The organism is Pseudomonas sp. C6002 (genome assembly GCF_013385805.1).
GTDB lineage: Bacteria > Pseudomonadota > Gammaproteobacteria > Pseudomonadales > Pseudomonadaceae > Aquipseudomonas.
Genome location: NZ_JACAPH010000032.1, coordinates 258,959 through 284,753, shown reverse-complemented (window position 1 = coordinate 284,753; position 25,795 = coordinate 258,959). Strand labels below are relative to the sequence as shown.

At 60.7% G+C, this 25,795-nt stretch carries 19 protein-coding genes; 4 read left to right on the top strand and 15 right to left on the bottom strand.

The window, feature by feature from the left end; translation table 11 throughout:
- Window positions 1–9: 9 nt before the first annotated feature.
- The 6 genes from odhB to sdhC all read right to left on the bottom strand — a co-directional run bounded on the left by odhB (window position 10) and on the right by sdhC (window position 7,624).
- Window positions 10–1,254 carry a 2-oxoglutarate dehydrogenase complex dihydrolipoyllysine-residue succinyltransferase gene (gene odhB, locus HX817_RS24820; protein WP_177041469.1) on the bottom strand — a complete coding sequence of 415 codons (1,245 nt, stop codon included), beginning with the start codon at window positions 1,252–1,254 and terminating at the stop codon, window positions 10–12.
- A 44-nt stretch (window positions 1,255–1,298) separates the two neighbouring features.
- A complete protein-coding gene (locus tag HX817_RS24815; RefSeq protein WP_003210570.1) occupies window positions 1,299–4,130 on the bottom strand; it encodes a 2-oxoglutarate dehydrogenase E1 component in 2,832 nt (943 codons plus the stop codon).
- Window positions 4,131–4,392: 262 nt separating this feature from the next.
- Window positions 4,393–5,097, bottom strand: coding sequence for a succinate dehydrogenase iron-sulfur subunit (locus HX817_RS24810; RefSeq protein ID WP_003210571.1), 705 nt, complete (start codon window positions 5,095–5,097; stop codon window positions 4,393–4,395).
- A gap of 11 nt (window positions 5,098–5,108) precedes the next feature.
- Complete coding sequence (gene sdhA / locus HX817_RS24805) at window positions 5,109–6,884, bottom strand: succinate dehydrogenase flavoprotein subunit (protein ID WP_003210572.1); 1,776 nt, start codon at window positions 6,882–6,884, stop codon at window positions 5,109–5,111.
- A gap of 3 nt (window positions 6,885–6,887) precedes the next feature.
- Complete coding sequence (gene sdhD, locus HX817_RS24800) at window positions 6,888–7,256, bottom strand: succinate dehydrogenase, hydrophobic membrane anchor protein (protein WP_003210573.1); 369 nt, start codon at window positions 7,254–7,256, stop codon at window positions 6,888–6,890.
- Window positions 7,250–7,624 (bottom strand): succinate dehydrogenase, cytochrome b556 subunit, encoded by a 375-nt coding sequence (sdhC, locus tag HX817_RS24795; RefSeq protein ID WP_008433998.1) that lies wholly within the window; start codon window positions 7,622–7,624, stop codon window positions 7,250–7,252. The genes sdhD and sdhC overlap by 7 nt, the downstream gene beginning before the upstream one ends.
- 363 nt (window positions 7,625–7,987) lie before the next feature.
- Between sdhC and gltA the strand changes: the two genes are divergently transcribed.
- On the top strand, window positions 7,988–9,277 hold the full coding sequence (gene gltA, locus HX817_RS24790; RefSeq protein WP_003210575.1) for a citrate synthase: 1,290 nt from the start codon (window positions 7,988–7,990) through the stop codon (window positions 9,275–9,277).
- A gap of 160 nt (window positions 9,278–9,437) precedes the next feature.
- On the opposite strand, the gene HX817_RS24785 is transcribed toward gltA, so the two are convergent.
- From HX817_RS24785 to HX817_RS24775, 3 genes are all read right to left on the bottom strand, one after another.
- Window positions 9,438–11,096 (bottom strand): cation acetate symporter, encoded by a 1,659-nt coding sequence (locus HX817_RS24785; protein ID WP_003210576.1) that lies wholly within the window; start codon window positions 11,094–11,096, stop codon window positions 9,438–9,440.
- The gene (locus tag HX817_RS24780; protein WP_003210577.1) at window positions 11,093–11,404 is read right to left on the bottom strand and encodes a DUF485 domain-containing protein; all 312 of its coding nucleotides are present in this window, start codon (window positions 11,402–11,404) and stop codon (window positions 11,093–11,095) included. The genes HX817_RS24785 and HX817_RS24780 overlap by 4 nt, the downstream gene beginning before the upstream one ends.
- A 239-nt stretch (window positions 11,405–11,643) precedes the next feature.
- Window positions 11,644–12,495, bottom strand: a complete 852-nt coding sequence (locus tag HX817_RS24775) for a glycine betaine ABC transporter substrate-binding protein (RefSeq protein ID WP_008433997.1) — start codon at window positions 12,493–12,495, stop codon at window positions 11,644–11,646.
- A gap of 330 nt (window positions 12,496–12,825) precedes the next feature.
- On the opposite strand from HX817_RS24775, the gene HX817_RS24770 reads away from it, so the two are divergent.
- Entirely contained in the window at window positions 12,826–14,379 is a 1,554-nt protein-coding gene (locus HX817_RS24770) for a glycosyl hydrolase family 17 protein (protein WP_177035107.1), read from the top strand.
- Between the two features lie 98 nt (window positions 14,380–14,477).
- Here the strand turns inward: HX817_RS24770 and HX817_RS24765 are convergent, their stop codons facing one another.
- Window positions 14,478–14,846 carry a hypothetical protein gene (locus tag HX817_RS24765; RefSeq protein ID WP_003210580.1) on the bottom strand — a complete coding sequence of 123 codons (369 nt, stop codon included), beginning with the start codon at window positions 14,844–14,846 and terminating at the stop codon, window positions 14,478–14,480.
- Window positions 14,847–15,082: 236 nt separating this feature from the next.
- Here HX817_RS24765 and HX817_RS24760 point away from each other — a divergent pair, with 236 nt between their 5' ends.
- A complete protein-coding gene (locus HX817_RS24760; protein ID WP_003210581.1) occupies window positions 15,083–16,381 on the top strand; it encodes a hypothetical protein in 1,299 nt (432 codons plus the stop codon).
- The gene (locus tag HX817_RS24755) at window positions 16,374–17,162 is read left to right on the top strand and encodes a VacJ family lipoprotein (protein WP_003210582.1); all 789 of its coding nucleotides are present in this window, start codon (window positions 16,374–16,376) and stop codon (window positions 17,160–17,162) included. The genes HX817_RS24760 and HX817_RS24755 overlap by 8 nt, the downstream gene beginning before the upstream one ends.
- A gap of 30 nt (window positions 17,163–17,192) precedes the next feature.
- Here HX817_RS24755 and HX817_RS24750 read toward each other — a convergent pair whose 3' ends face one another.
- The 5 genes from HX817_RS24750 to HX817_RS24730 all read right to left on the bottom strand — a co-directional run bounded on the left by HX817_RS24750 (window position 17,193) and on the right by HX817_RS24730 (window position 25,790).
- Window positions 17,193–19,184: an FUSC family protein gene (locus tag HX817_RS24750; RefSeq protein ID WP_177035109.1), complete on the bottom strand. Its 1,992-nt coding sequence runs from the start codon at window positions 19,182–19,184 to the stop codon at window positions 17,193–17,195.
- A 71-nt stretch (window positions 19,185–19,255) separates the two neighbouring features.
- The gene (locus HX817_RS24745; protein WP_003210584.1) at window positions 19,256–20,239 is read right to left on the bottom strand and encodes a GlxA family transcriptional regulator; all 984 of its coding nucleotides are present in this window, start codon (window positions 20,237–20,239) and stop codon (window positions 19,256–19,258) included.
- 34 nt (window positions 20,240–20,273) lie between these two features.
- Window positions 20,274–21,179, bottom strand: a complete 906-nt coding sequence (locus tag HX817_RS24740) for a DUF808 domain-containing protein (RefSeq protein WP_003210585.1) — start codon at window positions 21,177–21,179, stop codon at window positions 20,274–20,276.
- 67 nt (window positions 21,180–21,246) lie between these two features.
- On the bottom strand, window positions 21,247–22,668 hold the full coding sequence (locus HX817_RS24735) for an efflux transporter outer membrane subunit (protein WP_177019607.1): 1,422 nt from the start codon (window positions 22,666–22,668) through the stop codon (window positions 21,247–21,249).
- Window positions 22,665–25,790 (bottom strand): efflux RND transporter permease subunit, encoded by a 3,126-nt coding sequence (locus HX817_RS24730; protein ID WP_043226017.1) that lies wholly within the window; start codon window positions 25,788–25,790, stop codon window positions 22,665–22,667. Before HX817_RS24730 ends, HX817_RS24735 begins: the two co-directional genes overlap by 4 nt.
- Window positions 25,791–25,795 lie beyond the last annotated feature (5 nt).

Below are 25,795 nucleotides of genomic sequence, written 5' to 3'. Positions count from 1 at the left end.
GCCGCTTTATCAGATATCCAGCAGCAGACGAGCCGGGTCTTCCAGCAGGTTCTTGATGGTCACCAGGAAAGTCACGGCTTCTTTACCATCGATCAGGCGGTGATCGTACGACAGCGCCAGGTACATCATCGGGCGGATAACCACTTGGCCGTTGATCGCCATAGGACGCTGCAGAATGTTGTGCATGCCCAGGATCGCAGCTTGTGGCGGGTTGACGATCGGAGTCGACATCATCGAACCGAAAGTACCACCGTTGGTGATGGTGAAGGTACCACCGGTCATCTCGTCGATGGTCAGTTTGCCGTCACGGGCCTTCTTGCCGAAGTTGGCGATGCCGCCTTCGATTTCAGCCAGGCTCATCAGCTCGGCGTTACGCAGAACCGGTACCACCAGGCCACGGTCGCTGGAGACGGCAACGCCGACGTCAGCATAACCGTGGTAAACGATGTCGCCGCCGTCGATGGAAGCGTTGACTGCCGGGAAGCGTTTCAGCGCTTCGGTGGCCGCTTTCACGAAGAACGACATGAAGCCCAGGCGTACGCCGTTGTGGGACTTCTCGAACAGGTCCTTGTACTTCGAACGCAGGGCCATGACTTCGGTCATGTCGACTTCGTTGAAAGTAGTCAGCATCGCCATGTTCGACTGTGCTTCAACCAGGCGCTTGGCCACGGTGGCACGCACGCGGGTCATCGGTACGCGCTTCTCGGTGCGGTCGCCAGCGGCGAACACAGGAGCAGCGGCAGCCGGGGCAGCAGCCTTGGCAGGCGCAGCAGCTGGAGCGTTTTTCTTGGCTTCAACGGCGGCAACCACGTCTTCCTTGGTCACACGGCCATCTTTGCCGGTGCCCTTGATGGACGCCAGGTTGATGCCGTTTTCGTCAGCCAGCTGACGCGCAGCCGGTGCAGCGATTGGATCTTCGCCACCCGCAACCGGTGCAGCAGCTGGAGCTGCGGCAGCAGCCGGTGCCGCAGCGGCGGCAGGAGCAGGAGCAGCGGCAGCGGCAGCGGCAGCAGCACCGCCCTCTTCGATCGAGCCCAGTACCTGGTTCGACAGGACGGTAGCGCCTTCTTCGGCAACGATTGCGCCCAGCACGCCGTCAGCTTCAGCCAACACTTCGAGCACGACCTTGTCGGTTTCGATGTCGACGATCAGGTCGTCACGCTTGACGGCCTCGCCTGGTTTCTTGTGCCAGGTGGCAACGGTGCCATCGGCAACCGATTCCGGGAATGACGGGGCTTTGATTTCGATAGCCATTATCTGTGGGTCCTTAAAATTCGGTTTCAGTCAGCGCGAAGGCGTTAAACAGTGAAAGCATCTTGCAGCAGTTTTTCCTGCTGTTCGGCGTGCATCGACGCATAACCACACGCAGGTGCAGCAGAAGCATCACGACCGGCGTACTCCAGGCCCAGTGCCTGTTTGTGATTGCCGATGCTGCGACGCAGATGATGCTGGCTGCTGTACCACGCGCCCTGGTTCATCGGTTCTTCCTGACACCACACCACATTGGTGAGGTTGGTGTAAGGCGCGATGGCCTCCATCAGGTCGTCTTCCGGGAACGGGTAAAGCTGCTCGATCCGCACGATGGCGATGTCTTCGCGGCCTTCGGCACGGCGTTTTTCCAGCAAATCGTAGTAAACCTTGCCGCTGCACAGGATCAGGCGAGTGACCTTGGCCGCGTCGAGGGTATCGATTTCTGAAATAACGGTCTGGAACGAACCATCCGCCAGATCTTCCAGGGTCGAGATGGCCAATTTATGACGCAGCAGCGATTTCGGCGTCAGCACTACCAGCGGCTTGCGCAGCGGGCGGATCACCTGGCGACGCAGCAAGTGGTAGATCTGGGCCGGGGTAGTCGGCACGCACACCTGGATGTTGTGCTCGGCGCACAATTGCAGGTAACGCTCCAGACGGGCCGAGGAGTGCTCCGGACCCTGACCTTCATAACCGTGTGGCAGCAGCATGGTCAGACCGCACAGACGGCCCCACTTGTGCTCGCCGCTGGTGATGAACTGGTCGATAACCACCTGGGCACCGTTGGCGAAGTCGCCGAACTGGGCTTCCCAGATCACCAGCGCCTGAGGCGTGGTGGTCGAGTAACCGTATTCGAACGCCAGTACGGCTTCTTCGGACAGGAACGAATCGTACAGGTCGAAACGTGGCTGGCCTTCGTACAGGTTCTGCAACGGGATGTAGGTGCCCGCGTCTTTCTGGTTGTGCAACACAGCGTGACGGTGCGAGAACGTACCGCGGCCGATGTCCTGGCCGGTCATGCGGATCGGGTGACCTTCGAACGCCAGGGTCGCGTACGCCATGGTTTCAGCGTAACCCCAGTTGATCGGCAGGCCGCCGGCTTGCATCTTCTGACGGTCTTCGTAGATCTTCGCAACCTGGCGCTGTACGACGAAACCGTCTGGGATTTCCAGCAGCTTGGCCGACAGTTCCTGCAGGGTCTTCAGATCGAACGAGGTGTCGTGACGCGCCGTCCAGGCGTGGCCCAGGTACGGACGCCAGTCAACGAACAGCTCTTTGTTCGGCTCCTTGACCAGGCTTTTCACGACATGCAGGCCGTTGTCCAGCGCGTTGCGGTATTCATCGATCTTCGCCTGAACACGTGCATCGTCCACCACGCCGGCCTTGATCAGGCTATCGGCATACAGCTCACGGGTGGTGCGCTGCTTGGTGATTTGCTGGTACATCAACGGTTGGGTGCCGCTAGGCTCATCCGCTTCGTTGTGACCGCGACGACGGTAGCAGACCAGGTCGATGACCACGTCACGCTTGAACTGCATGCGGTAATCGATGGCCAACTGGGTCACGAACAACACGGCTTCCGGATCATCACCATTCACATGGAGGATCGGCGCCTGGATCATCTTGGCAACGTCGGTCGCGTACTCGGTAGAGCGTGCGTCCAGCGGGTTGCTGATGGTGAAGCCCACCTGGTTGTTGATGACGATGTGAACGGTACCGCCGGTCTTGAAGCCGCGAGTCTGCGACATCTGGAACGTTTCCAGGACCACGCCCTGACCGGCGAACGCCGCGTCACCGTGGATGGAAATCGGCAAGACCTTCTCACCGGTGGAATCGTTACGACGATCCTGGCGCGCACGTACCGACCCCTCGACCACTGGAGAAACGATCTCCAGGTGGGATGGGTTGAACGCCATGGCCAGGTGAACTTCACCGCCGGTGGTCATTACGTTGGACGAGAAGCCCTGGTGATATTTAACGTCACCGGAACCCAGCTCGACCTTCTTCTTGCCTTCGAACTCGTCGAACAGCTCGCGCGGGTTCTTGCCGAAGGTGTTGACCAGCACGTTCAAGCGGCCACGGTGGGCCATGCCGATCACGATTTCCTTGGTGCCGTAGGAACCGGAACGCTGGATCAGCTCGTCGAGCATCGGGATCAGGCTTTCGCCGCCTTCCAGGCCGAAACGCTTGGTGCCCGGGTATTTGGTGCCCAGGTATTTTTCCAGGCCTTCCGCTGCAGTGACGCGCTCGAGCAAGTGGCTCTTGACGTCCGCAGACAGCACCGGGCGACCACGCACGCCTTCAAGGCGGTGCTGGAACCAGTGGCGCTGCTCGGAATCAGTGATGTGCGTAAATTCGGCACCGATGGTGCGGCAATATGTCTGCTGCAACGCTTCGTGAATTTCGCGTAGGCTCGCTTCCTCTTTGCCGATGAACAGGTCGCCGGCACGGAAGGTCGTATCAAGATCGGCATTGGTCAAGCCGTAATGATTGATCGACAGGTCTGCAGGTGCAGGACGCTGCCACAGCCCCAGCGGGTCAAGCTGGGCTGCCTGGTGGCCACGCATACGGTAGGCCTGGATCAGTCGCAGTACTTCAACTTGCTTCTTCTCGTGCTCACTGCTCACGCTTGCGGCAGAAACCGGCTGGGCGCGGCGCTGGTTCTTTGCCAGCAGCACGAACTGATCGCGAATTGTTGCGTGCGATACATCGGTGGCAGCGTTGCCGTCTGAAGACAACGTCTGAAATTTGGTGCGCCATTCTTCTGGCACAGCGTTAGGGTCGTGCAGGTAGAGCTCATAAAGCTCTTCCACATAGGCAGCGTTACCACCTGAAAGATAGCCGCTGTTCCACATGCGCTGCATCACGCTTTCTTGCATGCTTGGTCACCCTCGATTTGGGGACACCACCGGCGAAAACACCGAGTTTGCTTGCAAAAGGCCAAGTGCAGCGACCAAAACAAGCCACTTAGGATCACGCTGATAGTTCGGGTACCAACCCGAATGCCCCTGCTTGTCTCATTTCTTCAAAATAAGAGCCGCGTCTTTGTAAGTCGCTGCTCAAGTTAAAACTACGGCGCCGGTTGAAGCCTGCGCCGTAGCATCTACGGGCACAACGGTCCTGCTTTTACTACAACGTCGGTTACACGCCGCTTTGCAGCAGCATGCTACGTACGTGACCAATGGCCTTAGTCGGGTTCAGGCCTTTAGGACATACGTTGACGCAGTTCATGATCCCGCGGCAGCGGAATACGCTGAACGGGTCATCCAGCGAAGCCAGACGCTCGGCAGTCTTGGTGTCACGGCTGTCTGCCAGGAAGCGGTACGCTTGCAGCAGGGCAGCGGGGCCCAGGAACTTGTCGGGGTTCCACCAGAAGGACGGGCAGGAAGTCGAGCAGCAAGCGCACAGGATGCACTCGTACAGACCGTCCAGCTTCTCGCGCTCTTCCGGAGTCTGCAGACGCTCGATGGCCGGAGCCGGCGTGTCGTTCTGCAGGAATGGCTTAACCTTCTCGTATTGCTTGTAGAAGATGCTCATATCGACGACCAGGTCACGGATAACCGGCAAACCTGGCAGCGGACGAACAACCAACTTGTTGCCTTTCACCACGGAAGACAGCGGCGTGATGCACGCCAGGCCGTTCTTGCCGTTGATGTTCATGCCGTCGGAGCCGCAGACACCCTCACGGCAAGAGCGACGATAGGAGAAACCCTCGTCCTGCTCTTTAACCAGGGCCAGCACGTCCAGCACCATCAGGTCCTTACCACCGGTATCGACCTGGAATTCCTGCATGAACGGCGCAGCGTCCTGATCAGGGTTGTAGCGATAAACACTGACTTTCAACATGGCAGCCACCCTTAGTAAGTCCGAATCTTCGGTTCAAACGTCGGAACCGTCTTCGGCGAGAAGTTCACGGCACGCTTGGTTACGCGCTTGTCACCCGGGAAGTACAGGGTGTGGCACAACCAGTTTTCGTCGTCGCGGTCTTCATAGTCTTCACGAGCGTGAGCACCACGGGATTCTTTACGAACCTCGGCGGCGATCGCAGTCGCTTCAGCCACTTCCAGCAGGTTTTGCAGCTCAAGGGCTTCGATTCGAGCGGTGTTGAACGCCTGGCTCTTGTCGTTGATCTTGACGTTGGCAATGCGCGTACGCAGGTCAGCCAGCTGGGCGATACCTTTCTGCATGTATTCGCCGGTACGGAACACACCGAAGTAGTTCTGCATGCAGCTTTGCAGCTCTTTGCGCAGGGAGGCGACGTCTTCGCCATCGGTACGCGAGTTCAGGCCATCCAGACGTGCCAGGGCAGCGTCGATGTCGGACTGGCGTGGACGAGCGTAATCAACGCCTTCCTTCAGGGTCTGTTCCAGGAACAGACCGGCGGCGCGACCGAATACCACCAGGTCGAGCAGCGAGTTGCCACCCAGGCGGTTGGCACCGTGAACCGATACGCACGCCACTTCACCTACCGCGAACAGACCAGGGATGATCTGGTCGACACCGTCGGCGTCCTGGGTGATCGCCTGGCCATGAATGTTGGTGGCAACGCCGCCCATCATATAGTGGCAAGTTGGAACAACCGGGATCGGCGCAACAGCCGGGTCAACGTGGGCAAAGGTCTTGGACAGCTCCATGATGCCTGGCAGACGGCTGTGCAGCACTTCTTCACCGAGGTGATCGAGCTTCAGCATCACGTGGTCGCCATCGGGACCACAGCCGTTACCGGCGATGATCTCTTTAACCATGGAACGGGCTACAACGTCACGACCGGCAAGGTCTTTGGCGTTCGGAGCATAACGCTCCATGAAGCGCTCGCCGTTCTTGTTGATCAGGTAACCACCTTCACCACGGCAACCTTCTGTAACCAGTACACCGGCGCCGGCGATGCCGGTCGGGTGGAACTGCCACATTTCGATGTCTTGTACCGGAACGCCTGCACGCAGGGCCATGCCGATACCGTCACCGGTGTTGATCAGGGCGTTGGTAGTCGAAGAGTAGATACGGCCTGCACCGCCGGTCGCCAATACGGTGGCGTTAGCCCGCACGTACGAGGTTTCGCCGGTTTCGATGCAGATAACGATCATGCCTACAAAGGCACCGTCTTCGTTCTTCACCAGGTCGACGCCGTAGTATTCGTTGAGGAATACGGTGCCGGCCTTCAGGTTGGCCTGGTACAGGGTGTGCAACAGCGCGTGACCGGTACGGTCGGCTGCGGCACAGGTACGAGCGGCCTGGCCACCCTTACCGAAGTCTTTCGACTGACCGCCGAACGGACGCTGGTAGATGCGACCCTGTTCGGTACGGGAGAACGGCAGACCCATGTGTTCCAGCTCGAAGACCGCTTCCGGGCCTACGGAGCACATGTATTCGATAGCGTCCTGGTCACCGATATAGTCGGAACCCTTGACGGTATCGTACATGTGCCAGCGCCAGTCATCGTTTGGATCGGCGGAGGCGATGGCGCACGTGATGCCACCCTGGGCCGAAACGGTGTGGGAACGGGTCGGGAACACCTTGGTGATCACGGCAGTCTTGTGACCGCCCTGGGCCAGTTGCAGCGCAGCGCGCATGCCGGCACCGCCGCCGCCAATGATGATGGCGTCGAATGAAAGCGTATTAACTGTGTTAGCCATGAATCAGATACCCCAAAGAATCTGCACACCCCAGACGAAGTAAGCGAACATCGCGACGCCGCATACTGCCTGGAAGAGAAACCGTACTGCTGTCGCGGACTTGCCCAGCGCCATCGGCGTCAGGTAGTCGGTCGCGATGGTCCACATGCCAACCCAGGCGTGAGCGCCCAGGGCTACAAGGGCCAGCAGACTGAAGATGCGCATCCCGTTGTGAGCGAACAGGCCGTGCCATTGGGCGTAGCCAATGCCAGGGTTCGCCGCGAGGTACCCGATCAGGAAGATGAAATAAGCCGCGAGAACAACCGCAGACACACGTTGCGCCATCCAGTCATAGAGGCCCGAACGCGACAGGTTCGTAACGCTGGTTACCATATCCAAACTCCCGCCAGAACGATCAGCACCACGGAAATGGCGATGACGATTTTCGAGCCCAGCTTGCCGCCTTCCAGCGTCTCACCGATACCCATGTCCATGATCAAGTGGCGAATACCGGCCACAAGGTGATAAAGCAGAGCGGACAGGAGGCCCCAGGCGACGAATTTGGCCAGCGGACTGGTCAAGCATGCCTTCACCTCGGCGTACCCTTCTTCCGAACCCAGGGATTTGCTCAATGCATAAAGCATGATGCCCAGGCCAAGAAACAGGATGATGCCGGATACACGGTGCAGGAACGACGTTACGCCGGTGATGGGGAGTTTGATGGTCCTTAGGTCTAGGTTTACAGGTCGTTGGCTATTCACGGCTTTTTTTCACACTGAAGAGCCCCTAACAATCAGGGCAAAGTTGTTGGGGAGTGCACTGGTCAGGTAACCACCACCCAGGGAGTGCGACCCCCATCAAAACGGGCCCAAAAGCCCCTGGCGGTCGGAGGCCGAGTATAGACAGTTAGGCAACTAATGACAACGCGCACTCCTCACCCTAATAGCGCATTGCGCTGGCGGCATAAAAGGCGTAAACGGCAGGTAATTTCGAGGAAAAAGTACGGTTAAAGCCTTCTGGAGCAAGACTTTAGGCAAATTGACATCTGAATTTATCTCACTATAGTGGTGCGGGCCCTGCGTGGGGGGTCTGTCTGATGATTTGAAGCATAAATAGGAGGCCACATGGCTGACAAAAAAGCGCAGTTGATCATCGAGGGCGCAGCCCCCGTCGAGCTGCCCATTTTAACCGGCACCGTTGGTCCCGATGTTATCGACGTACGGGGCCTGACGGCCACGGGCCGTTTTACATTCGACCCAGGCTTCATGTCGACCGCCTCATGCGAGTCGAAGATCACCTATATCGACGGTGATAACGGTATCTTGCTGCACCGCGGCTACCCGATCGAACAGCTTGCTGAACAGTCGGACTACCTGGAAACCTGCTACCTGCTGCTTAATGGCGAATTGCCAACAGCTGAGCAAAAGGCCCAGTTTGTCAGCACCGTAAAGAACCACACCATGGTTCACGAGCAGTTGAAGACCTTCTTCAACGGCTTCCGTCGCGACGCCCACCCGATGGCCGTCATGTGCGGCGTAGTCGGCGCCCTGTCGGCCTTCTATCACGACTCCCTGGACATCAATAACCCGCAGCATCGCGAAATCTCCGCGATCCGCCTGGTTGCCAAGATGCCGACCCTGGCCGCAATGGTTTACAAGTACTCCATGGGTCAACCCATGATGTACCCGCGCAACGACCTGACGTACGCGGAAAACTTCTTGCACATGATGTTCAACACCCCGTGCGAGATCAAACCGATCAGCCCGGTGCTGGCCGCCGCGATGGACAAGATCTTCATCCTCCACGCCGACCACGAACAGAACGCCTCGACCTCTACCGTGCGCCTGGCGGGCTCTTCGGGTGCCAACCCGTTCGCCTGTATCGCCGCCGGTATCGCCGCACTGTGGGGCCCTGCCCACGGCGGTGCGAACGAAGCCGTATTGACCATGCTCGATGAAATCGGCGATGTCTCGAACATCGACAAGTTCATCGCCAAGGCCAAGGACAAGAACGATCCGTTCAAGTTGATGGGCTTCGGTCACCGGGTCTACAAGAACCGCGACCCGCGCGCCACCGTAATGAAGAAGACCTGCGACGAAGTGTTGAAGGAACTGGGCATCAAGAACGATCCGCAACTCGAACTGGCCATGCGCCTGGAAGAGATCGCCCTGACCGACCCGTACTTCATCGAGCGCTCGCTGTACCCGAACGTCGACTTCTACTCGGGGATCATCCTCAAGGCGATCGGCATTCCAACCAGCATGTTCACCGTGATCTTCGCCCTGGCGCGGACCGTGGGCTGGATCTCCCACTGGAAAGAAATGCTCTCCAGCCCGTACAAGATTGGCCGTCCGCGCCAGCTGTACACCGGCTACGAGTCGCGTGACATCACCAAGCTGGAAGACCGCAAGTAAGCTGATCGCTACTTGGCTACACTGAAAACGGCCTCCCTTGATAGAGAGGCCGTTTTTATTTGTGCCGGATTTGAGAAACAGTTTTGTCGTATCTGTTACCAATAAAGGCAAAAAAAAGCCCCGATCTCACGACCGGGGCTGTTTTTGTAACGTTACACGCTTAGTGGCTTACCGCCCCACTCGCCCCCAGGCCAGTTTGCGAACGCACAAACTGCGGGAAGTACAGCGCACGTTCCTTCTCTGCCGCCGCCGATTTGTCGGTGATGGAGAAGAACCAGATGCCGATGAACGCAATGATCATCGAGAACAGCGCCGGGTACTCGTAAGGGAAGATCGCCTTCTCATGGTGCAGGATCGAGACCCAGATGGTCGGGCCGAGGATCATCAGGCCAACGGCACTGATCAAGCCCAGCCAGCCACCAATCATCGCACCGCGGGTAGTAAGGTTTTTCCAGTACATGGAAAGCAGCAGCACCGGGAAGTTACAGCTGGCCGCAATGGAGAACGCCAGGCCCACCATGAACGCGATGTTCTGGCTTTCAAACAGGATGCCCAAGCCAATCGCCAGTACTGCCAGGGCGATGGTGGTGATCTTCGATACGCGAATCTCATCCTTCTCGTTGGCCTTGCCTTTCTTGATCACGCTGGCGTACAGGTCATGGGACACCGCCGAAGCACCCGCGAGGGTCAAACCGGCAACCACTGCCAGGATGGTGGCAAACGCCACGGCCGAGATGAAGCCCAGGAAGATACTGCCGCCCACCGCGTTGGCCAGGTGCACCGCCGCCATGTTGTTACCGCCGAGCAAGGCACCTGCAGCATCCTTGAACGCCGGGTTGGTGCTGACCAGCAGGATCGCGCCGAAGCCGATGATGAAGGTCAGGATATAGAAGTAGCCGATGAAGCCAGTGGCATACAGCACGCTCTTGCGCGCTTCCTTTGCGTCACTCACAGTGAAGAAGCGCATCAGGATGTGCGGCAGGCCGGCGGTACCGAACATCAGTGCCAGGCCGAGGGAGAACGCCGAAATCGGGTCTTTCACCAGGCCGCCCGGGCTCATGATCGCTTCACCTTTAGGGTGAACCTTGATCGCCTCGGCAAACAGCATGTTGAAGTCGAAGTTGACGTGTTTCATCACCATCAGCGCCATGAACGAGGCACCGGACAGCAACAGCACTGCCTTGATGATCTGCACCCAGGTGGTCGCCAGCATGCCGCCGAACAACACATAGAGGCACATCAGGATGCCTACCAGGATCACCGCGACGTGATAATCCAGGCCGAACAGCAGCTGGATCAGCTTGCCCGCGCCTACCATCTGCGCGATCAGGTAGAACGCCACCACCACCAAAGAGCCACAGGCCGACAGGCTGCGGATCTGGGTTTGCCCCAGGCGATAGGACGCCACGTCGGCAAAGGTGTATTTGCCCAGGTTACGCAGGCGCTCGGCGATCAGGAACAGAATGATCGGCCAGCCCACCAGGAAGCCGATGGAGTAGATCAGGCCATCGTAGCCGGAGGTGAACACCAGCGCGGAAATCCCCAGGAAGGAGGCTGCCGACATGTAGTCACCGGCAATCGCCAAACCGTTCTGGAACCCGGTGATCTTGCCGCCGGCCGCATAGTAGTCGGCCGCCGACTTGTTGCGCTTGGACGCCCAGTAGGTGATGCACAAGGTCGCGCCAACAAAGGCCACGAACATCAGGATCGCTGCGATATTCAGCGGTTGTTTATGCACTTCGCCGGTCAATGCATCGGCCGCCCAAACGGCAGGTGCAAAGGCCGAAGCGCCGAGTACAGCCAATAGACGACGGATCATTGCGCAGCCTCCTTGAGAATCGCATTGTTCAGGTCGTCGAATTCGCCGTTGGCGCGTCGTACATAGATGCCGGTGAGGACGAAGGCCGACACAATCAGCCCGACCCCGATCGGGATCCCCCACGTAATGGACGAACCGGGGCTGATCTTGGCCCCCAGTATTTGCGGCCCATAGGCAATCAGAAGAATGAAAGCGGAGTAAAGCCCAAGCATGATTGCCGAGAGAATCCAGGCGAATCTTTCCCTTTTACTAACCAGCTCCTTGAAACGCGGGCTGTTTTGAATCGAGAGGTAAATGCTGTCGTTCATTGTTTTTATCCTCGCAGCACAGCTTTTTATTATTGGAACATATCCACTGTATGCGGCTGAGGAACAGGTTCCAGACGACCTTAGTAGTAGAAGGAGTGTAGCGAGGGATATTGAAGGTGCAGGAATAATTGCGGGGGCGAAATAATGTGGGAGCCGGGCTTGCCCGCGATAGGATTACCTCGATACATCAAGTGCACCGAGGCGTCTGCATCGCAGGCAAGCCAGCTCCCACAAGAGACTTACTTAGCAGTCCACTCGGCGACGCGCTCAGGGTGCTTGGCCACCCAGTCCTTGGCTGCCGCTTCAGGCTTGGCGCCCTCCTGGATCGCCAGCATGACTTCGCCGATTTCATCCTTGGAGGCCCACTGGAATTTCTTCAGGAACGCCACGACTTCCGGGGCTTTCTTTTCCAGGCCTTTGCTGCCGATGCTGTTGACGGTCTCAGCAGCACCATAAATTCCTTTTGGGTCGTCCAGGAAACGCAGTTTCCACTTGGCGAACATCCAGTGTGGCACCCAGCCGGTGACCGCAATGGATTCCTGTTTGTCTTCGGCACGGGTCAACTCGGCGATCATCGCCGCGCCCGAACTGGCTTGCAGCTTGTAGTCCAGGCCATAGGCCTTGATTGCTTCGTCGGTCTTGAGCATCACACCTGAACCGGCGTCGATACCCACGATCTTGTTCTTGAAGGTGGTGTCGGTCTTGAGGTCTTCGATGGATTTGGCTTTCACGTACTCAGGCACGATCAGGCCGATCTTGGCGTCCTTGAAGTTGGGGCCGTAGTCGACCACCTTGTCCTTGTTCTTGGCCCAGTATTCACCGTGGGTCACCGGCAACCAGGCGGAGAGCATGGCGTCGAGTTTGCCGGTGGCCACGCCTTGCCACATGATCCCGGTGGCGACCGCTTGCAGTTTCACGTCATAACCGAGCTTTTGCTTGATCACTTCTGCCGCCACGTGGGTGGTGGCGACACTGTCCGACCAGCCATCCACATAGCCGATGCTCAGGGTTTTGCTGTCGGCGCTGGCCAGTGTGGAGCTCATCGCAACTACCAGAGTGGCAGCTGCGCCCAAGAGTCGTCGCATCTTCATAGTGCTTCCCCGAAAGTGCTGCGCCCGGCGGATGCCGAGCGACGTCAACCTGTTGTTATGTGGTGCACCGCGCCCCCTTCACGCGCATGGATCACGTGGGTGCCTCATCAGTGGAGGGCTGACACTTCGATCATCAACCTGCTGCCACAAGCGACCTGCTCTGACTGCGACCTCAGGTAAGCAAGAAACGACATCACATCGCCAGCAGGATGATTTGTAGGACATTCACCGACGATCCCGCCCGAACTTTGCATGTCAAAATTATGCGGCCCCACTGGGACGGCTCAAATCCGGGTAAGATGCGCGCCTTTGCCCCCAGACGGCCTGATCATGCCCGCGACTGCACGTTTCCCGCTCCTGCCCTATTTATTTGCCCTGATCCTTGGTGTGCTGGCCCTCGGCGGCTATTGGTACGGCCTTGGCCAACCGGTGGTGCTGCCGGACGTGGCCAGCGCCAGCCACAAGCTGCAATGTGCGTCCTACACGCCCTTCGACAAAGACCAGTCGCCGTTCGACCAGCCGTTCAAACTGCGCCCCGAGCGCATGGACGCCGACCTGGCGTTGCTGGCCACCCGTTTCGAATGCATTCGCACCTACTCCCAGACCGGCCTTGAAGACTTGCCGGCACTGGCACGCAAACACGGCCTGAAGCTGATGAGCGGCGCATGGGTCAGCAGTGATCCGGTGGCCACCGCCAAGGAAGTCGAGGCACTGATCGCTTCGGCCAATGCCAACCCCGACGTCGTCACCTCGGTGATCGTCGGCAACGAAACCCTGCTGCGCAAGGAAGTCACCGCCGGGCAGTTGGTCAAGTTGATCCATCACGTCAAGGACCATATCAAGCAACCGGTCACCTATGCCGATGTGTGGGAGTTCTGGCTGCAACACCCGGAAATCGCCCCGGCCGTGGACTTCCTGACCATCCACCTGCTGCCTTACTGGGAAGATGACCCCTCGGGCATCGACCAGGCGCTCAAGCACGTGGGCGATGTGCGCCAGACCTTCGGCAACAAGTTCGCCCCCAAGGACGTGATGATCGGCGAGACCGGCTGGCCGAGCGAAGGCCGCCAGCGGGAAACGGCGGTGCCGAGCCGGGTCAACGAAGCGAAATTCATGCGCGGGTTCGTGGCCATGGCCGAAGCCAATGGCTGGCACTACAACCTGATCGAAGCCTTTGACCAGCCGTGGAAACGTGCCAGTGAAGGGGCGGTGGGGGGTTACTGGGGCCTGTTTGATGCGGACCGCCAGGACAAGGGCGTGCTCGCCGGCCCGGTGACCAATGTGCCGTACTGGCCGCTGTGGCTGGGGGTTGGCGGGATTATCCTGCTGGGCACGCTGCTGCTGGGTGGCCGCGTGCGCACGGCCCGGGCTGCGTTGTTGTTGCCATTGCTGGGCGCCGTGGCGGCCTGCTCGATCGGCACCTGGGCCGAGTTGAACCGGGTCACCGCGCGCTTCACGGATGAGTGGGTGTGGGCTGGATTGCTGGTGGCCTTGAACCTTGCGGTACTGGCTCACGCGGCCCTGGCGATGAGTGCGCGAGAAGGTTGGCGCGAACGCGCCTTCAACTGGCTGGAGCAGCGCGCTGGCTGGCTGGTGGCAATCGCCGGGTTTGCCGGTGCGGTCATGATGCTGGCGCTGGTATTTGACCCGCGTTACCGCAGCTTCCCGAGTGCCGCGCTGGTGCTGCCGGCGCTGGTGTACCTGGTGCGTCCGGTGAGCGGGCTGCGGCGGGAGATTGCGTTGCTGGCGTTCATCATCGGTGCCGGCATTGCGCCGCAGTTGTTCCGTGAAGGGTTGATGAACCAGCAGGCGTGGGGTTGGGCGGTGGTGAGCCTGCTCATGGTTGCAGCATTGTGGCGTTGCTTGCGGGTGCGCAAGGCTTAAGACCGCTTTCGCGAGCAAGCCCGCTCCCACACTCGACCGCATTCCAAGGGATGTACTCGGTCAAATGTGGGAGCGGGCTTGCTCGCGAAGAGGCCCTGTCAGGCAACGCGAGGCTTACGGACCAACCGCAACCCCGCAATCACCACCGCAAACACCGCAAAGGTCGTGTTGTACAACGCCAACGCCGGAAACCCGAACACCAGCGCCAACACCGCCAAACCCCACCCGGCCCGGCCCGGCACGAAAAACGCCAGCACCGCCGTGACCAGCGCCGCCCAGCCCAGCACCTTGAAGTGAATCATCAACCCCAGGTTGGAACGCACCTGGCATTCCCAGCGGCTGGCTTCGTCAGCGCAAATGCCCACCCAACGGCCATCCTCCATGAATCCGTAACGCGCGCCATAACTGGCGGCCAGCCAAAGCGGCAGGGCAATAAGCAACAGGATCAGCGGAAAACGGCGGGACATGGGGCACTCCGATAGGCGAAAACGGCGCCCAGCTTAATCCCCCGGTGGCCGTTGGCAAGTTTTGCAAACAGATAAGTGTTCATTAAGGCGTGCCAAAGTGTATCGTCTCGCTACTATTACCCCGATTCCGACGTTTTTTCCGACTTTTAGTGCCGAAGGCTGGCACTTCGGCAGCAACGCGGTGGTCATAGCCTGCGAACTCCACTTCAGCACGTTTTCCTCTTAGGGATTTAGTCATGCTCCGTTCCTTGCGCTGTGCGGCCCTGTTGGGCAGCCTTTTTCTGAGTGCGTCAGCACTGGCGGTCGATATCGACCAGGCCAGCTATGGCTACCCTTTGACCAACCCGTTTGAAGCGACCATCGCCACTACCCCGCCGAACCTGCGGCCGGAACTGCCATCGGACGATCAAATCAATCAGTCCGACTACACCCTGACGATGCGTCCCGAGCGCGAGTTCAGCCTGCCTGACAACTTCTGGGCGGTGAAGAAACTCACCTACCGCATCGCCAAGCAGGACCGTGCCGCACCGCTGATCTTCCTGATCGCCGGCACCGGCGCACGCTTTGACAGCACCATCAACGAATACCTGAAAAAGCTCTACTACAAGGCCGGTTACCACGTCGTCCAGCTGTCGTCCCCCACCAGCTTCGACTTCATCGCCGCCGCCTCGCGCTTCGCCACTCCCGGCATCAGCCAGGAAGACGCCGAAGACATGTACCGCGTGATGCAGGCCGTACGCGCGCAAAACCCGACGCTGCCCGTGACCGACTTCTACCTCACCGGCTACAGCCTCGGCGCCCTCGACGCAGCCTTTGTCAGCAAGCTGGATGAAACCCGTCGCAGCTTCAACTTCAAGAAAGTCCTGCTGCTGAACCCGCCGGTCAACCTCTATACCTCGATCACCAACCTCGACAAGCTGGTGCAGACCGAGGTCAAGGGCATCAACAACAGCACCACCTTCTATGAGCTGGTGTTGAACAAGCTGACCCGCTACTTCCAGCAAAAGGGCTACATCGACCTCAACGATGCCCTGCTCTACGACTTCCAGAACTCCAAGGAACACCTGACCAACGAACAGATGGCGATGCTGATCGGCACCTCGTTCCGCTTCTCGGCGGCCGACATTGCCTTCACCTCGGACCTGATCAACCGTCGCGGCCTGATCATCCCGCCCAAGTACCCGATCAGCGAAGGCACCAGCCTCACGCCGTTCCTCAAGCGTGCGCTGCAGTGCGACTTCGACTGCTACCTCACCGAACAGGTGATCCCGATGTGGCGCGCCCGTTCCGACGGCGGCAGCCTGCTGCAACTGGTTGACCAGGTCAGCCTGTATGCCCTCAAGGACTACCTGCACGACAGCCCGAAAATCGCCGTCATGCACAACGCCGACGACGTGATCCTGGGCCCTGGCGACCTTGGCTTCCTGCGTAAAACCTTCGGCGATCGCTTGACCGTCTACCCCCTGGGCGGCCATTGCGGCAACCTCAACTACCGCGTCAACGCCGACGCCATGCTGGAGTTCTTCCGTGGCTAAATATCTTCTGCTGCTCGCCGCCCTGATGTGCGCGGGCGTGGCCAATGCCGACAACAGCAAGGCCCACACGCCGACCGTAGTGGACTCCGACGGCTTCAAGGAGCCCCTGAGCCACCTCAAGTTCAACCCTGGCCTGGACCAGCGTGAGTTCGAGCGCTCGTCGGTCAACGCCCTGAATGTCTACGACCCGCTGGAGTCGTGGAACCGCCGGGTCTACCACTTCAACTACCGCTTCGACCAGTGGGTGTTCCTGCCCGTGGTGGACGGTTACCGCTATGTCACCCCAAGCTTCCTGCGTACCGGCGTCAGCAACTTCTTCAACAACCTCGGGGATGTACCCAACCTGCTGAACAGCCTGCTGCAGCTCAAGGGCCATCGTTCCCTGGAAACCACCGGGCGCCTGCTGCTCAACACCACCATCGGCATCGCCGGCCTGTGGGACCCGGCCACCGCCATGGGCCTGCCGCGCCAGAGCGAAGACTTCGGCCAGACCCTGGGCTTCTACGGTGTACCGGGCGGCGCCTACCTGGTGCTGCCGCTATTTGGTCCGTCGAACCTGCGGGATACCACCGGCCTGCTGGTGGACTACGGCGCCGAGACCGAGATCAACTTCCTGAACGTGTCCAAGGTCAGCGAAAACCACCCGGAAATCTGGGCCCTGCGCGCCGTCGACAAGCGCTACCAGACCAGCTTCCGCTACGGCCAGATGAACTCGCCGTTCGAGTATGAAAAGGTGCGCTACGTGTACACCGAGGCGCGCAAGTTGCAGATCGCCGAGTAATGCCCCGTGTAGGCGCTGGCTTGCCAGCGCCTACACCCCCCGCCGACACCACTTACGCCACGTAAACCGCAGTTGCAGCACTGCCGCCCTGGCCATTTCCCGATCCTGCTCCGCCAATCCCGAAGGCTGTTCAAGCGCTTCAAGCATCGCAACGCTGGCCGCATCCATCAGCGACTCATTCGCCACGCTCGGCCCCCCCTCCTCCAACACCGACTCCAATGCCCGCAAATAGCGATCGCGCTCAATCGCCAACGCACCCCGGCTGTCCGCCAGGCAGGCGCGCAACTCCAGCAACTCATCCCCCAGGTCCAGCCCCAGCAATCCGTTATCCCAGTGGACACGGCGATCGGCAGGCAAGGTTTCGCTGTAGCGCGACAGGCGAATCAGCCGGTCCGCCATGCGCCCGCCAAACCAGCTTTCAGCCTGCTCCAGGGGACGGGAAGTCAATTGCGCCAGGTCGAACAGCGACGCCTTGAACATCCGCCGATAGTGATGCTCGCCGGGATTGAGCTGGATCAGCCGAAACACCACCACGGCAATCCCGACACCCACCAACGTCGCGATGGCCTTGTTGAGGAACGCGGCGAAGTCATAGGTCATCACATTGCTGGGCCCGACGTTGTTGACGAAAAAGATGCAGAACGCCGAGGCCGTGGCCGCCAGCTTGAGGCGGCTCATGCACAATGAGGCGAAAAACAGCGGCACTCCCAACGCCAGGCATAACAGGGGAAAGCCATCGAAGCCGGGCAACAGCACGAAGCACACAAAACCGGCCACCGGGATCGACAGCGCTATGCCCTTGAGGAAATTCAGGCTGGAGGCCGACGGGTTTTCCCGCGCTGCAAACAGGCTCAACACCACGCCACAAATCGATACCGCGCCCAAACCCGAAGGCCATGCCGTAAAGATCCAGAACGCCGCGACCGCCAGAAACGCCAACGCACTGCGCAGCCCGCCAAGCACCCCCTGCTCGATATCCCGGTGCCAGGACATCGCCCCCGGTGCGCCGGGCGGCACCCTGCCCTGCTCGACCGCCGACAGCGTCAATGCACCCAGCTCAATCAAGCGCAACACCTGCGCCAGTTGCACCAGGCAAAAGTGCGCCTCCTGGCCAAGCTGCGGATCCTGCAACGCCAGGCCAAGCCGTTGTGACAACTCGGGCAGTTCATCAAGACGCTCCTGCTGCAACGCCGAAGCCACCGCTTCAATCAGTGGCCCGACCGCCGCCGTTTCATCGAGCATCATCCGCTGGCGCGCCACGCCCCGCGCCGCCCGCAGCAGGCTAAGCAGATCACGGCTGAGCACCCGCAAGGCCTGGGAGCGGCGCCGGCCCTTGGGCCCTTCAAACCAGGCATGGTCGCGCTGGCTGTCCACCGCCACCAGGCGGCTCAATGCTTCGAGCAAGCCTTTACGCTGGTCGGTACCCAACAGCTCCGAAGCGGCAGCCCGCACCCCGGCCTGCCAGGCGGCGCGCGCCTGAACCGCCAGCACCTGCTCGACCCGGCGCGGCCACAGAATCGTACTGGCGATGGAGGCACAAAGAATCCCCAGGCTGATCTCCTGGCAGCGTGCCACCGCCTCATCGAACACTCCCAGCGGTGCCGCCGTAGCGGGTAGCGCAATAATCGCCGTGGTGTACCCCGCCAGCACAAACCCATAGGACGCATGATTGCGCAGCAAGGATGCCCCCGTGGTGCAGAACGCCAGCCACAGCGCCATGCACAGCAGGAACAGCAGCGGCGCCTGGCCAAACACGCCGATCATCGCAATGGAAACCATGGCCCCGACAAACGTACCCACCAGCCGATAGGCGCCTTTGGCCAGGACCATGCCGCTGGTGGACTGGCCCACGATAAATACGGTGGTCAGGGCCCATTGCGGTTGCTGCAAGTCAAAACAGAAGGCCAGGTACAACGCGACCCCGCCGGCGATCATGTTGCGCAAGGCAAACAGCAGATCGCTACGGGACGGGGTCAACGTCGCCTGCCAGAAATCAGGGAGCTGGAAGGTGGAGGATTTCATTAAACCCACATATAGATAGCAAGCTAATGATTAGCATCGTATCTATATTTGTGGCGAATGCCAATCTCAGGCTATTTGACCAGGCGCTTTTCCTTGGATGGCCTGTAGCCAAAGTAGGCGCTGTAGCACTTGCTGAAATGGCTCGGCGAGACAAACCCGCAGGCCACCAGCACGTCCACCTGGGACAGCTCGGTGTGTTGCAGCAGCCGACGGGCCTCGGTGATGCGCAGTTCCAGGTAATAACGCTGGGGCGTGGTGCCAAGCTGCTCCTTGAACAAACGCTCCAACTGGCGTCGGGAACGGCCCGCATAAACGGCCAGTTGCTCAAGCTCCAGAGGCTCTTCGAGGTTGGCGTCCATCAGGTTGACCACCTCGCGCAGGGGTGCGCTCAAGCACACGTTTTCCGTGGGTTTCACCCGCCGGTAGCGCGACTCCTCAAACGCCAGGATGTCCTCGATCCCCTCCACCAGCGCTTTGCCGTACAGCCCCTTGATCCAGTCCAGCGCCATATGAAACGCACCGGAAGGGCTCGATGCCGTCAGCCGGTCGCGATCAATCACATAGGGTTCGCTGCTGACCTGCGTCGCCTTGCAGAAATCAGCGAGGGCCGGGCGATGTTCCGGGTGCACGGCGCAGCGGTAGCCGCCCAGCAATCCCGCACGCCCCAGGAACCACGCACCATTCCACAAACCGGCCAGGCTCACACCCTGCTCCGAGGCGCTTTTCAGCAGGTGGATAAACTCCTCCGCAGCCTTCAGTTCAGTGCGATAGCCACCGCATATCACCAACAGGTCCAACGCTTTAAGCACCGAAGACTCAAGCCGCGCATCGGGCCGGATCACCAGCCCCAGGTCACTGATCACCTCGCCTTCCCGCAAGCCGAAGGTCGAGGTAGAAAAAGAAGCGGGCCGCAGCAGGTTGGCGGTGATCAGCGTATCCAGCGCCTGGGTAAACGCCGGCAGCGAAAAATGTTCGAGCAACACAAATCCCGCACGCACCGTCTGGCGGGCGTCGCCGGGATTTTCATTCAGGTAACGGAGGTTCTTGCCTTTCATGCCCCCGCTGAATTGCCGTCGCTCGATCAAATGCCTATGCCCTCACCCGCTTCCAGAGGTTACCCACCGCGCTGACCACCGCCAACACCACGGCCCCGGCAATGATCCCCGCCACTGCATTGAGCAACGTCGGCATCAACCACGCCAGGCCGCCAGTACTCTGGCTCACGGTCTCGATCCAGTGATGCACCACCGGCACACCATGGGTCAGGATGCCACCGCCGACCATGAACATCGCCGCCGTACCGATCACCGACAGGCTTTTCATCATGTACGGCGCCGCCCGCAGGATCGCCCCGCCAATGCTGCGCGCCGCCTGGCCGGGCTTCTGGGTGAGCCACAGGCCCAGGTCATCGAGTTTGACGATACCAGCCACCAGGCCGTAGACGCCGATGGTCATGACGATGGCGATACCCGACAACACGATCACTTGCTGCATCAGCGGTGCATCGGCCACGGTACCGAGGGTGATGGCGATGATTTCGGCGGAGAGGATGAAGTCGGTACGGATCGCGCCCTTGATCTTGTCCTTCTCGAAGGCCACCAGGTCCGTGGCCGGATCCGCCACGGCTTCCACCAGGTGCGCCTGCTCTTCGGTGCGTTTGTGGAAGAAGCTATGGGCGAGTTTTTCGAAGCCCTCAAAACACAAATAAGCGCCGCCCAGCATCAACAGCGGTGTCACCGCCCACGGCGCAAACGCGCTGATCAGCAACGCAGCCGGCACCAAAATCAGCTTGTTGACGAACGAGCCCTTGGCCACCGCCCACACCACCGGAATTTCCCGCTCGGCGCGCACCCCGGAGACTTGCTGGGCATTCAGCGCCAGGTCGTCCCCCAGCACGCCGGCGGTTTTCTTCGCGGCCATCTTGGTCATCAACGCCACATCATCGAGCACCGCGGCGATGTCGTCGATCAATACCAGCAAACTGCTTCCTGCCATGGCTCGGGCTTCCCGTGATTCAAAGTGCGCCGAGAATAACGCGGCGCACACCGGGTTAGCGAGCCGTTCAGCGCGCAGGCGTTTGCCAGCCCCCGCCAAGGCTCTGGATCAGCGCCACACTGCCCTGGCTGAGCTGGCCCTGGGTGTCGCGAAGATTCTGCTCGGCTTGCAGCAACACCAGTTGCTGGGTCAGCACGGCCTCCTGGCTCACGGTGCCGGCGCGCAACTGTGCTTCCTGGCTGCCGAACAGTTGCTGATTACGCTGGTACACCTGCTGGAACGCATCGGCCTGGGTTTGCAGGTGGTTGATTGCCGACAGGTTGTCTTCAACGTTCTGCAAGGCGCTGAGCACGGTGCCCTTGTAGGTCGCGGCGATCTGGTCATAGCTGGCCTCGGCCTGCTTGACCGCCGCTTCGCGGGCGCCGCCATCAAACAGGGTTTCCGCCAGCGCCGGGCCCAACGTCCAGATGCGATTGGGCAGGGAGAACAACCCGCCCAACGCACTGCCGCGGTAACCGGCCTCGGCAGTAAGATCCAGGGTCGGGAAGAATGCGGCTTCAGCCACGCCGATTTTCGCGTTGGCCGCCGCTGCCGAGCGCTCCGCCGCCACCACATCGGGACGCCGTTGCAGCAGGGTCGACGGCAAGGTCAACGGTGGCCGCGGGACCACGAAGCTGTAGTCATTGCGCACCGCCACGCTGAATTCACTCGGCGCCACACCCACCAGCACCGCCAGCGCGTGTTCGTATTGCTCGCGGTCGCGCAGGGAGGTCTGCAGGTCGGCAATCGAGGTGGTCAACTGGTCCTGAGCCACCAGCAACTGGTCGTTGGTGGCGACGCCCTGGGTGAACTGCACCTGGATCATGTCCAGCAGTTGCTGGTTGATCTTCTGTTGTTGCTGCAACAGGCGCACGTCGATGTCCATCTGCCGCAGGGCGAGGTAGTTACTCGCCACGCTGGAACTGATGGACAGCCGCACCCCGGCCAGCAACGCATCCGATTGCTGGGCCGTCGCCTGGCTGGACTCTATCCCGCGCCGCACCAGGCCCCACAGGTCCGGCTCCCAACTGGCGGTCAAGGTTGCGCTGACACTGTTCTGCACGCCGCCCGCCGTGGTACCGGTGGTGGACGTGCCGCTACCACTGCCTGCCGTTCCCCGCGAACCCGACAACCCCACGCCCACCGTCGGCCACAAACCGGCCCGGCTGGACGCCACCTGCGCCTGAGCCAAACGGTACGCGGCCTCCGCCGCGATGATCGATTGGTTGGCCTTGGCCGAGCGCGCCACCAGGTCGTTCAGCACCGGGTCCTGATAGGCCAGCCACCACTGGCTGTCCATCGCCCCTTGGGGGTTAGCCGCCGCGCGCTGCCACTGCGCGCCTTCCTTGAACGACTGCGGCAGCTCCATGGCGGGCTTCTGGTAATCGGGCCCGACCATGCAGCCGCCGAGTAGCAGGCTGATGCAAAGCACGCTGTATTTCACGTTCATAACCTTGCTTCCTTACGCCGACCCAGGCGCTGTGACGCCCGGTCGAGCCACAGGTAGATCACCGGGGTGGTGTACAGCGTCAGCACCTGGCTGAACAGCAGGCCACCAATAATCGAAATCCCCAACGGCCGGCGCAACTCAGAGCCATAACCGGTGCCGAGCACCAGCGGCAGCGCGCCAAGGATCGCCGCCAGGGTGGTCATCATGATCGGCCGGAAACGGATCAGGCACGCCCGGCGAATCGCTTCCTTGGCCGTGAGGCCGAACTCCCGCCGCTCGGTGATCGCGAAGTCGATCATCATGATCGCGTTTTTCTTCACGATACCAATCAACAGAATCACCCCCACCAGCGCAATGATCGACAGCTCGGTGCCGGTCAGCAGCAAGGCGATCAACGCACCGACGCCGGCCGAGGGCAGGGTCGAAAGAATGGTCAGCGGGTGCGTCAGGTTTTCGTAGAGGATGCCCAGCACGATATACACGCACAGCAACGCAGCGACGATCAGCAGTGGCTCACTGGCCACCGACGACTGGAACACCTGGGCCGTACCGGCAAACTGACCGACCACACTGGCGGGCATGCGCAGTTGCTTCACCGCATCGTCCACCATCGCCGTGGCCTGGCCGATGGACGTACCGGGCGCCAGGTTGAACGAGACTGTCACCGCCGGGAACGTGCCCTGGTGACTGATGGAAATTGCGGTGCGCGCCACCGTGTTATCCGCCAGTGCCGAGAGTGGCACCAGGGTCTGCCCGGTGGTCAGGTTGGGCGCCGCCGTGGTGCCCTTGGTGGTCGTGGCCTGGGTGCCCGTCGGCACATAAATGCCCTTGAGCGCGGAAGGGTCGGTCCAGTATTCCGGAGCGATTTCCATCACCACGTGGTACTGGTTGGCCGCGCGATACAGGGTCGCGACCTGGCGCTGGCCAAAGGCGTCGTACAGCGTCTGGTCGACCGCCGAGACACTCACCCCGAGGCGCGCCGCCGTGTCCCGGTTGATTTGCACATTGGCCAGCAAGCTGTTGTCTTGCTGGTCGGTATTGAGGTCGGTGAGTTGCGGCAATTTGCGCAGCACCGCCACCACCTTGGGCACCCATTCGTCCAGCGACTCCTGGTCATCGGCGGTCAGGGTGTATTGGTATTGCGCGCCACTTTGCCGGCCACCCACGGTGATGTCCTGGGCCGACTGCAAATACAGCTTGGTGCCCGGCAAGTCGCCGAGGCTGCGGCGGATCTGGCCGATGATTTCGGTGGCGTTGTCCTTGCGCTCGCCCAGGGGCTTGAGCAATACAAACATCTGCGCGCTGTTGACCGCCCCGCCGCCCCCTCCGCCACCGCCGACAAACCCGGCGACGGTTTCGATGTTCGGGTTTTTCATCACCTTGCGGTTGATCTCGGTGAAGTCCTTCTGCATCGCCCCATAGGAAATGCTCTGGTTCGCCAGGATGCTGCCCTGCAAGCGCCCGGTGTCTTCCTGGGGGAAAAAGCCCTTGGGCACCAGCACGTACAACACGCCGGCGAGCACGATCACTAACACCGTCACAAAACCCATCAGCACCGTATGGTCGATCACCCAACCGAGGGTGCGATCGTAGAAGCGGTGAAAGCGCGAGTCCGGGTGTTCATTACCTTCATGAATCGCTTTCGGCGCGCGCAGCAGCACGCTGGCGAGCATCGGTGTAACCGTCAGCGAGATCAGCATCGAGATCACAATGGCCACCGACAACGACACCGAAAACTCGCGGAACAGCCGCCCGACAATCCCGCCCATCAGCAGCAGCGGAATAAACACCGCCACCAGCGACACGCTGATGGTCAGTACCGTGAAGCCGACTTCCTGGGCACCGGCCAGCGCCGCTTCCACCCGGGTCTTGCCGCGCTCCAGGTGGCGCATGATGTTTTCCACCACCACAATCGCATCGTCCACCACAAAGCCGGTGGAAATCGTCAGCGCCATGAGTGACAGGTTGTTCAGGCTGTAGCCGAGGAAGTACATCGCGCCGAAGGTGCCGAGCAGCGACAGCGGCACCACAATCGCCGGCACCAGGGTGCTGCGCCAGTCGCGGAAGAAGCCGAAGGTCACCAGGGTCACTAGCAGGATCGACACCAGCAACGTGATCTCGACGTCATGCAACGAGGCGCGAATGGTGGTGGTGCGGTCCATCAGCAGGTTGAGCTTGATCGTCGCCGGAATCGAGCTTTGCAGGAACGGCAGCGAGGCTTTCACCGCGTCCACCGTTTCGATCACGTTGGCGCCCGGCTGCTTGAACACCACCAGCAGTACCGCCGGCTTGCCGTTGGACAGGCCGAAGTTGCGCAGGTCCTGCACGTCTTCGCGCACGTAGCCCAGGTCGGCGATATGGATCAGGTCGCCGTTGTGGGCCTTGACCACCAGCGGCCCGTAGTCCTTTTCATCGAGCAACTGGTCATTCGCCGCAATGCCGTAGTTGCGATCACCGATGGCCACGTTGCCCTTGGGCAAGTTGACGTTGGAGGCGTTGATCACCTGGCGCACCTGCTCCAGGCTCACGCCGTACTGGTTGAGCCGGTCGGGGTTCAATTCCACCCGCACCGCCGGCAGCGCGCCGCCGCCCACCGTCACGTCACCGACCCCGGTGGTCTGCAACAACTTCTGCTCCAGCAGGGTCGAGGCCACGTCATACATCTGCCCCGGCGTGGCGCTGTCGGAGGTCAGGCTGATGATCAGAATCGGCGAATCCGCCGGGTTGACCTTGCGGTACGTCGGGTTGCCGGACAGGTCGCTGGGCAGGTTGCTGCGGGCGGCATTGATCGCCGCCTGCACATCCCGCGCGGCGCCGTCGATGTCGCGATTCAGGTCGAACTGCAAAATGATCCGCGCCGAGCCCAAGCTGCTGGATGAGGTCATCTGCGTGACCCCGGCGATCTGCCCGAACTGGCGCTCCAGGGGCGTGGCCACTGAACTGGCGACGGTGGTCGGATCGGCGCCGGGCAACGAGGCGCTGACGCTGATGGTCGGGAAATCCACCTCCGGCAACGGCGCCACCGGCAACAGCATGAAGGCCAGCGCGCCAAACAGCGCGAGGCCGGCCGCCATCAAGGTGGTTGCAATCGGGCGGCGAACAAACGGCGCGCTGAGGTTCATTGCCA

What these genes read in the sequence shown, in the direction of transcription:
- odhB (WP_177041469.1), bottom strand. Translation starts at nt 1,254, where the DNA reads ATGGCTATCGAAATCAAAGCCCCGTCATTCCCGGAATCGGTTGCCGAT.
- HX817_RS24815 (WP_003210570.1), bottom strand. Translation starts at nt 4,130, where the DNA reads ATGCAAGAAAGCGTGATGCAGCGCATGTGGAACAGCGGCTATCTTTCA.
- HX817_RS24810 (WP_003210571.1), bottom strand. Translation starts at nt 5,097, where the DNA reads ATGTTGAAAGTCAGTGTTTATCGCTACAACCCTGATCAGGACGCTGCG.
- sdhA (WP_003210572.1), bottom strand. Translation starts at nt 6,884, where the DNA reads ATGGCTAACACAGTTAATACGCTTTCATTCGACGCCATCATCATTGGC.
- sdhD (WP_003210573.1), bottom strand. Translation starts at nt 7,256, where the DNA reads ATGGTAACCAGCGTTACGAACCTGTCGCGTTCGGGCCTCTATGACTGG.
- gltA (WP_003210575.1), top strand. Translation starts at nt 7,988, where the DNA reads ATGGCTGACAAAAAAGCGCAGTTGATCATCGAGGGCGCAGCCCCCGTC.
- HX817_RS24785 (WP_003210576.1), bottom strand. Translation starts at nt 11,096, where the DNA reads ATGATCCGTCGTCTATTGGCTGTACTCGGCGCTTCGGCCTTTGCACCT.
- HX817_RS24780 (WP_003210577.1), bottom strand. Translation starts at nt 11,404, where the DNA reads ATGAACGACAGCATTTACCTCTCGATTCAAAACAGCCCGCGTTTCAAG.
- HX817_RS24775 (WP_008433997.1), bottom strand. Translation starts at nt 12,495, where the DNA reads ATGAAGATGCGACGACTCTTGGGCGCAGCTGCCACTCTGGTAGTTGCG.
- HX817_RS24770 (WP_177035107.1), top strand. Translation starts at nt 12,826, where the DNA reads ATGCCCGCGACTGCACGTTTCCCGCTCCTGCCCTATTTATTTGCCCTG.
- HX817_RS24765 (WP_003210580.1), bottom strand. Translation starts at nt 14,846, where the DNA reads ATGTCCCGCCGTTTTCCGCTGATCCTGTTGCTTATTGCCCTGCCGCTT.
- HX817_RS24760 (WP_003210581.1), top strand. Translation starts at nt 15,083, where the DNA reads ATGCTCCGTTCCTTGCGCTGTGCGGCCCTGTTGGGCAGCCTTTTTCTG.
- HX817_RS24750 (WP_177035109.1), bottom strand. Translation starts at nt 19,184, where the DNA reads ATGAAATCCTCCACCTTCCAGCTCCCTGATTTCTGGCAGGCGACGTTG.
- HX817_RS24745 (WP_003210584.1), bottom strand. Translation starts at nt 20,239, where the DNA reads ATGAAAGGCAAGAACCTCCGTTACCTGAATGAAAATCCCGGCGACGCC.
- HX817_RS24740 (WP_003210585.1), bottom strand. Translation starts at nt 21,179, where the DNA reads ATGGCAGGAAGCAGTTTGCTGGTATTGATCGACGACATCGCCGCGGTG.
- HX817_RS24735 (WP_177019607.1), bottom strand. Translation starts at nt 22,668, where the DNA reads ATGAACGTGAAATACAGCGTGCTTTGCATCAGCCTGCTACTCGGCGGC.
- HX817_RS24730 (WP_043226017.1), bottom strand. Translation starts at nt 25,790, where the DNA reads ATGAACCTCAGCGCGCCGTTTGTTCGCCGCCCGATTGCAACCACCTTG.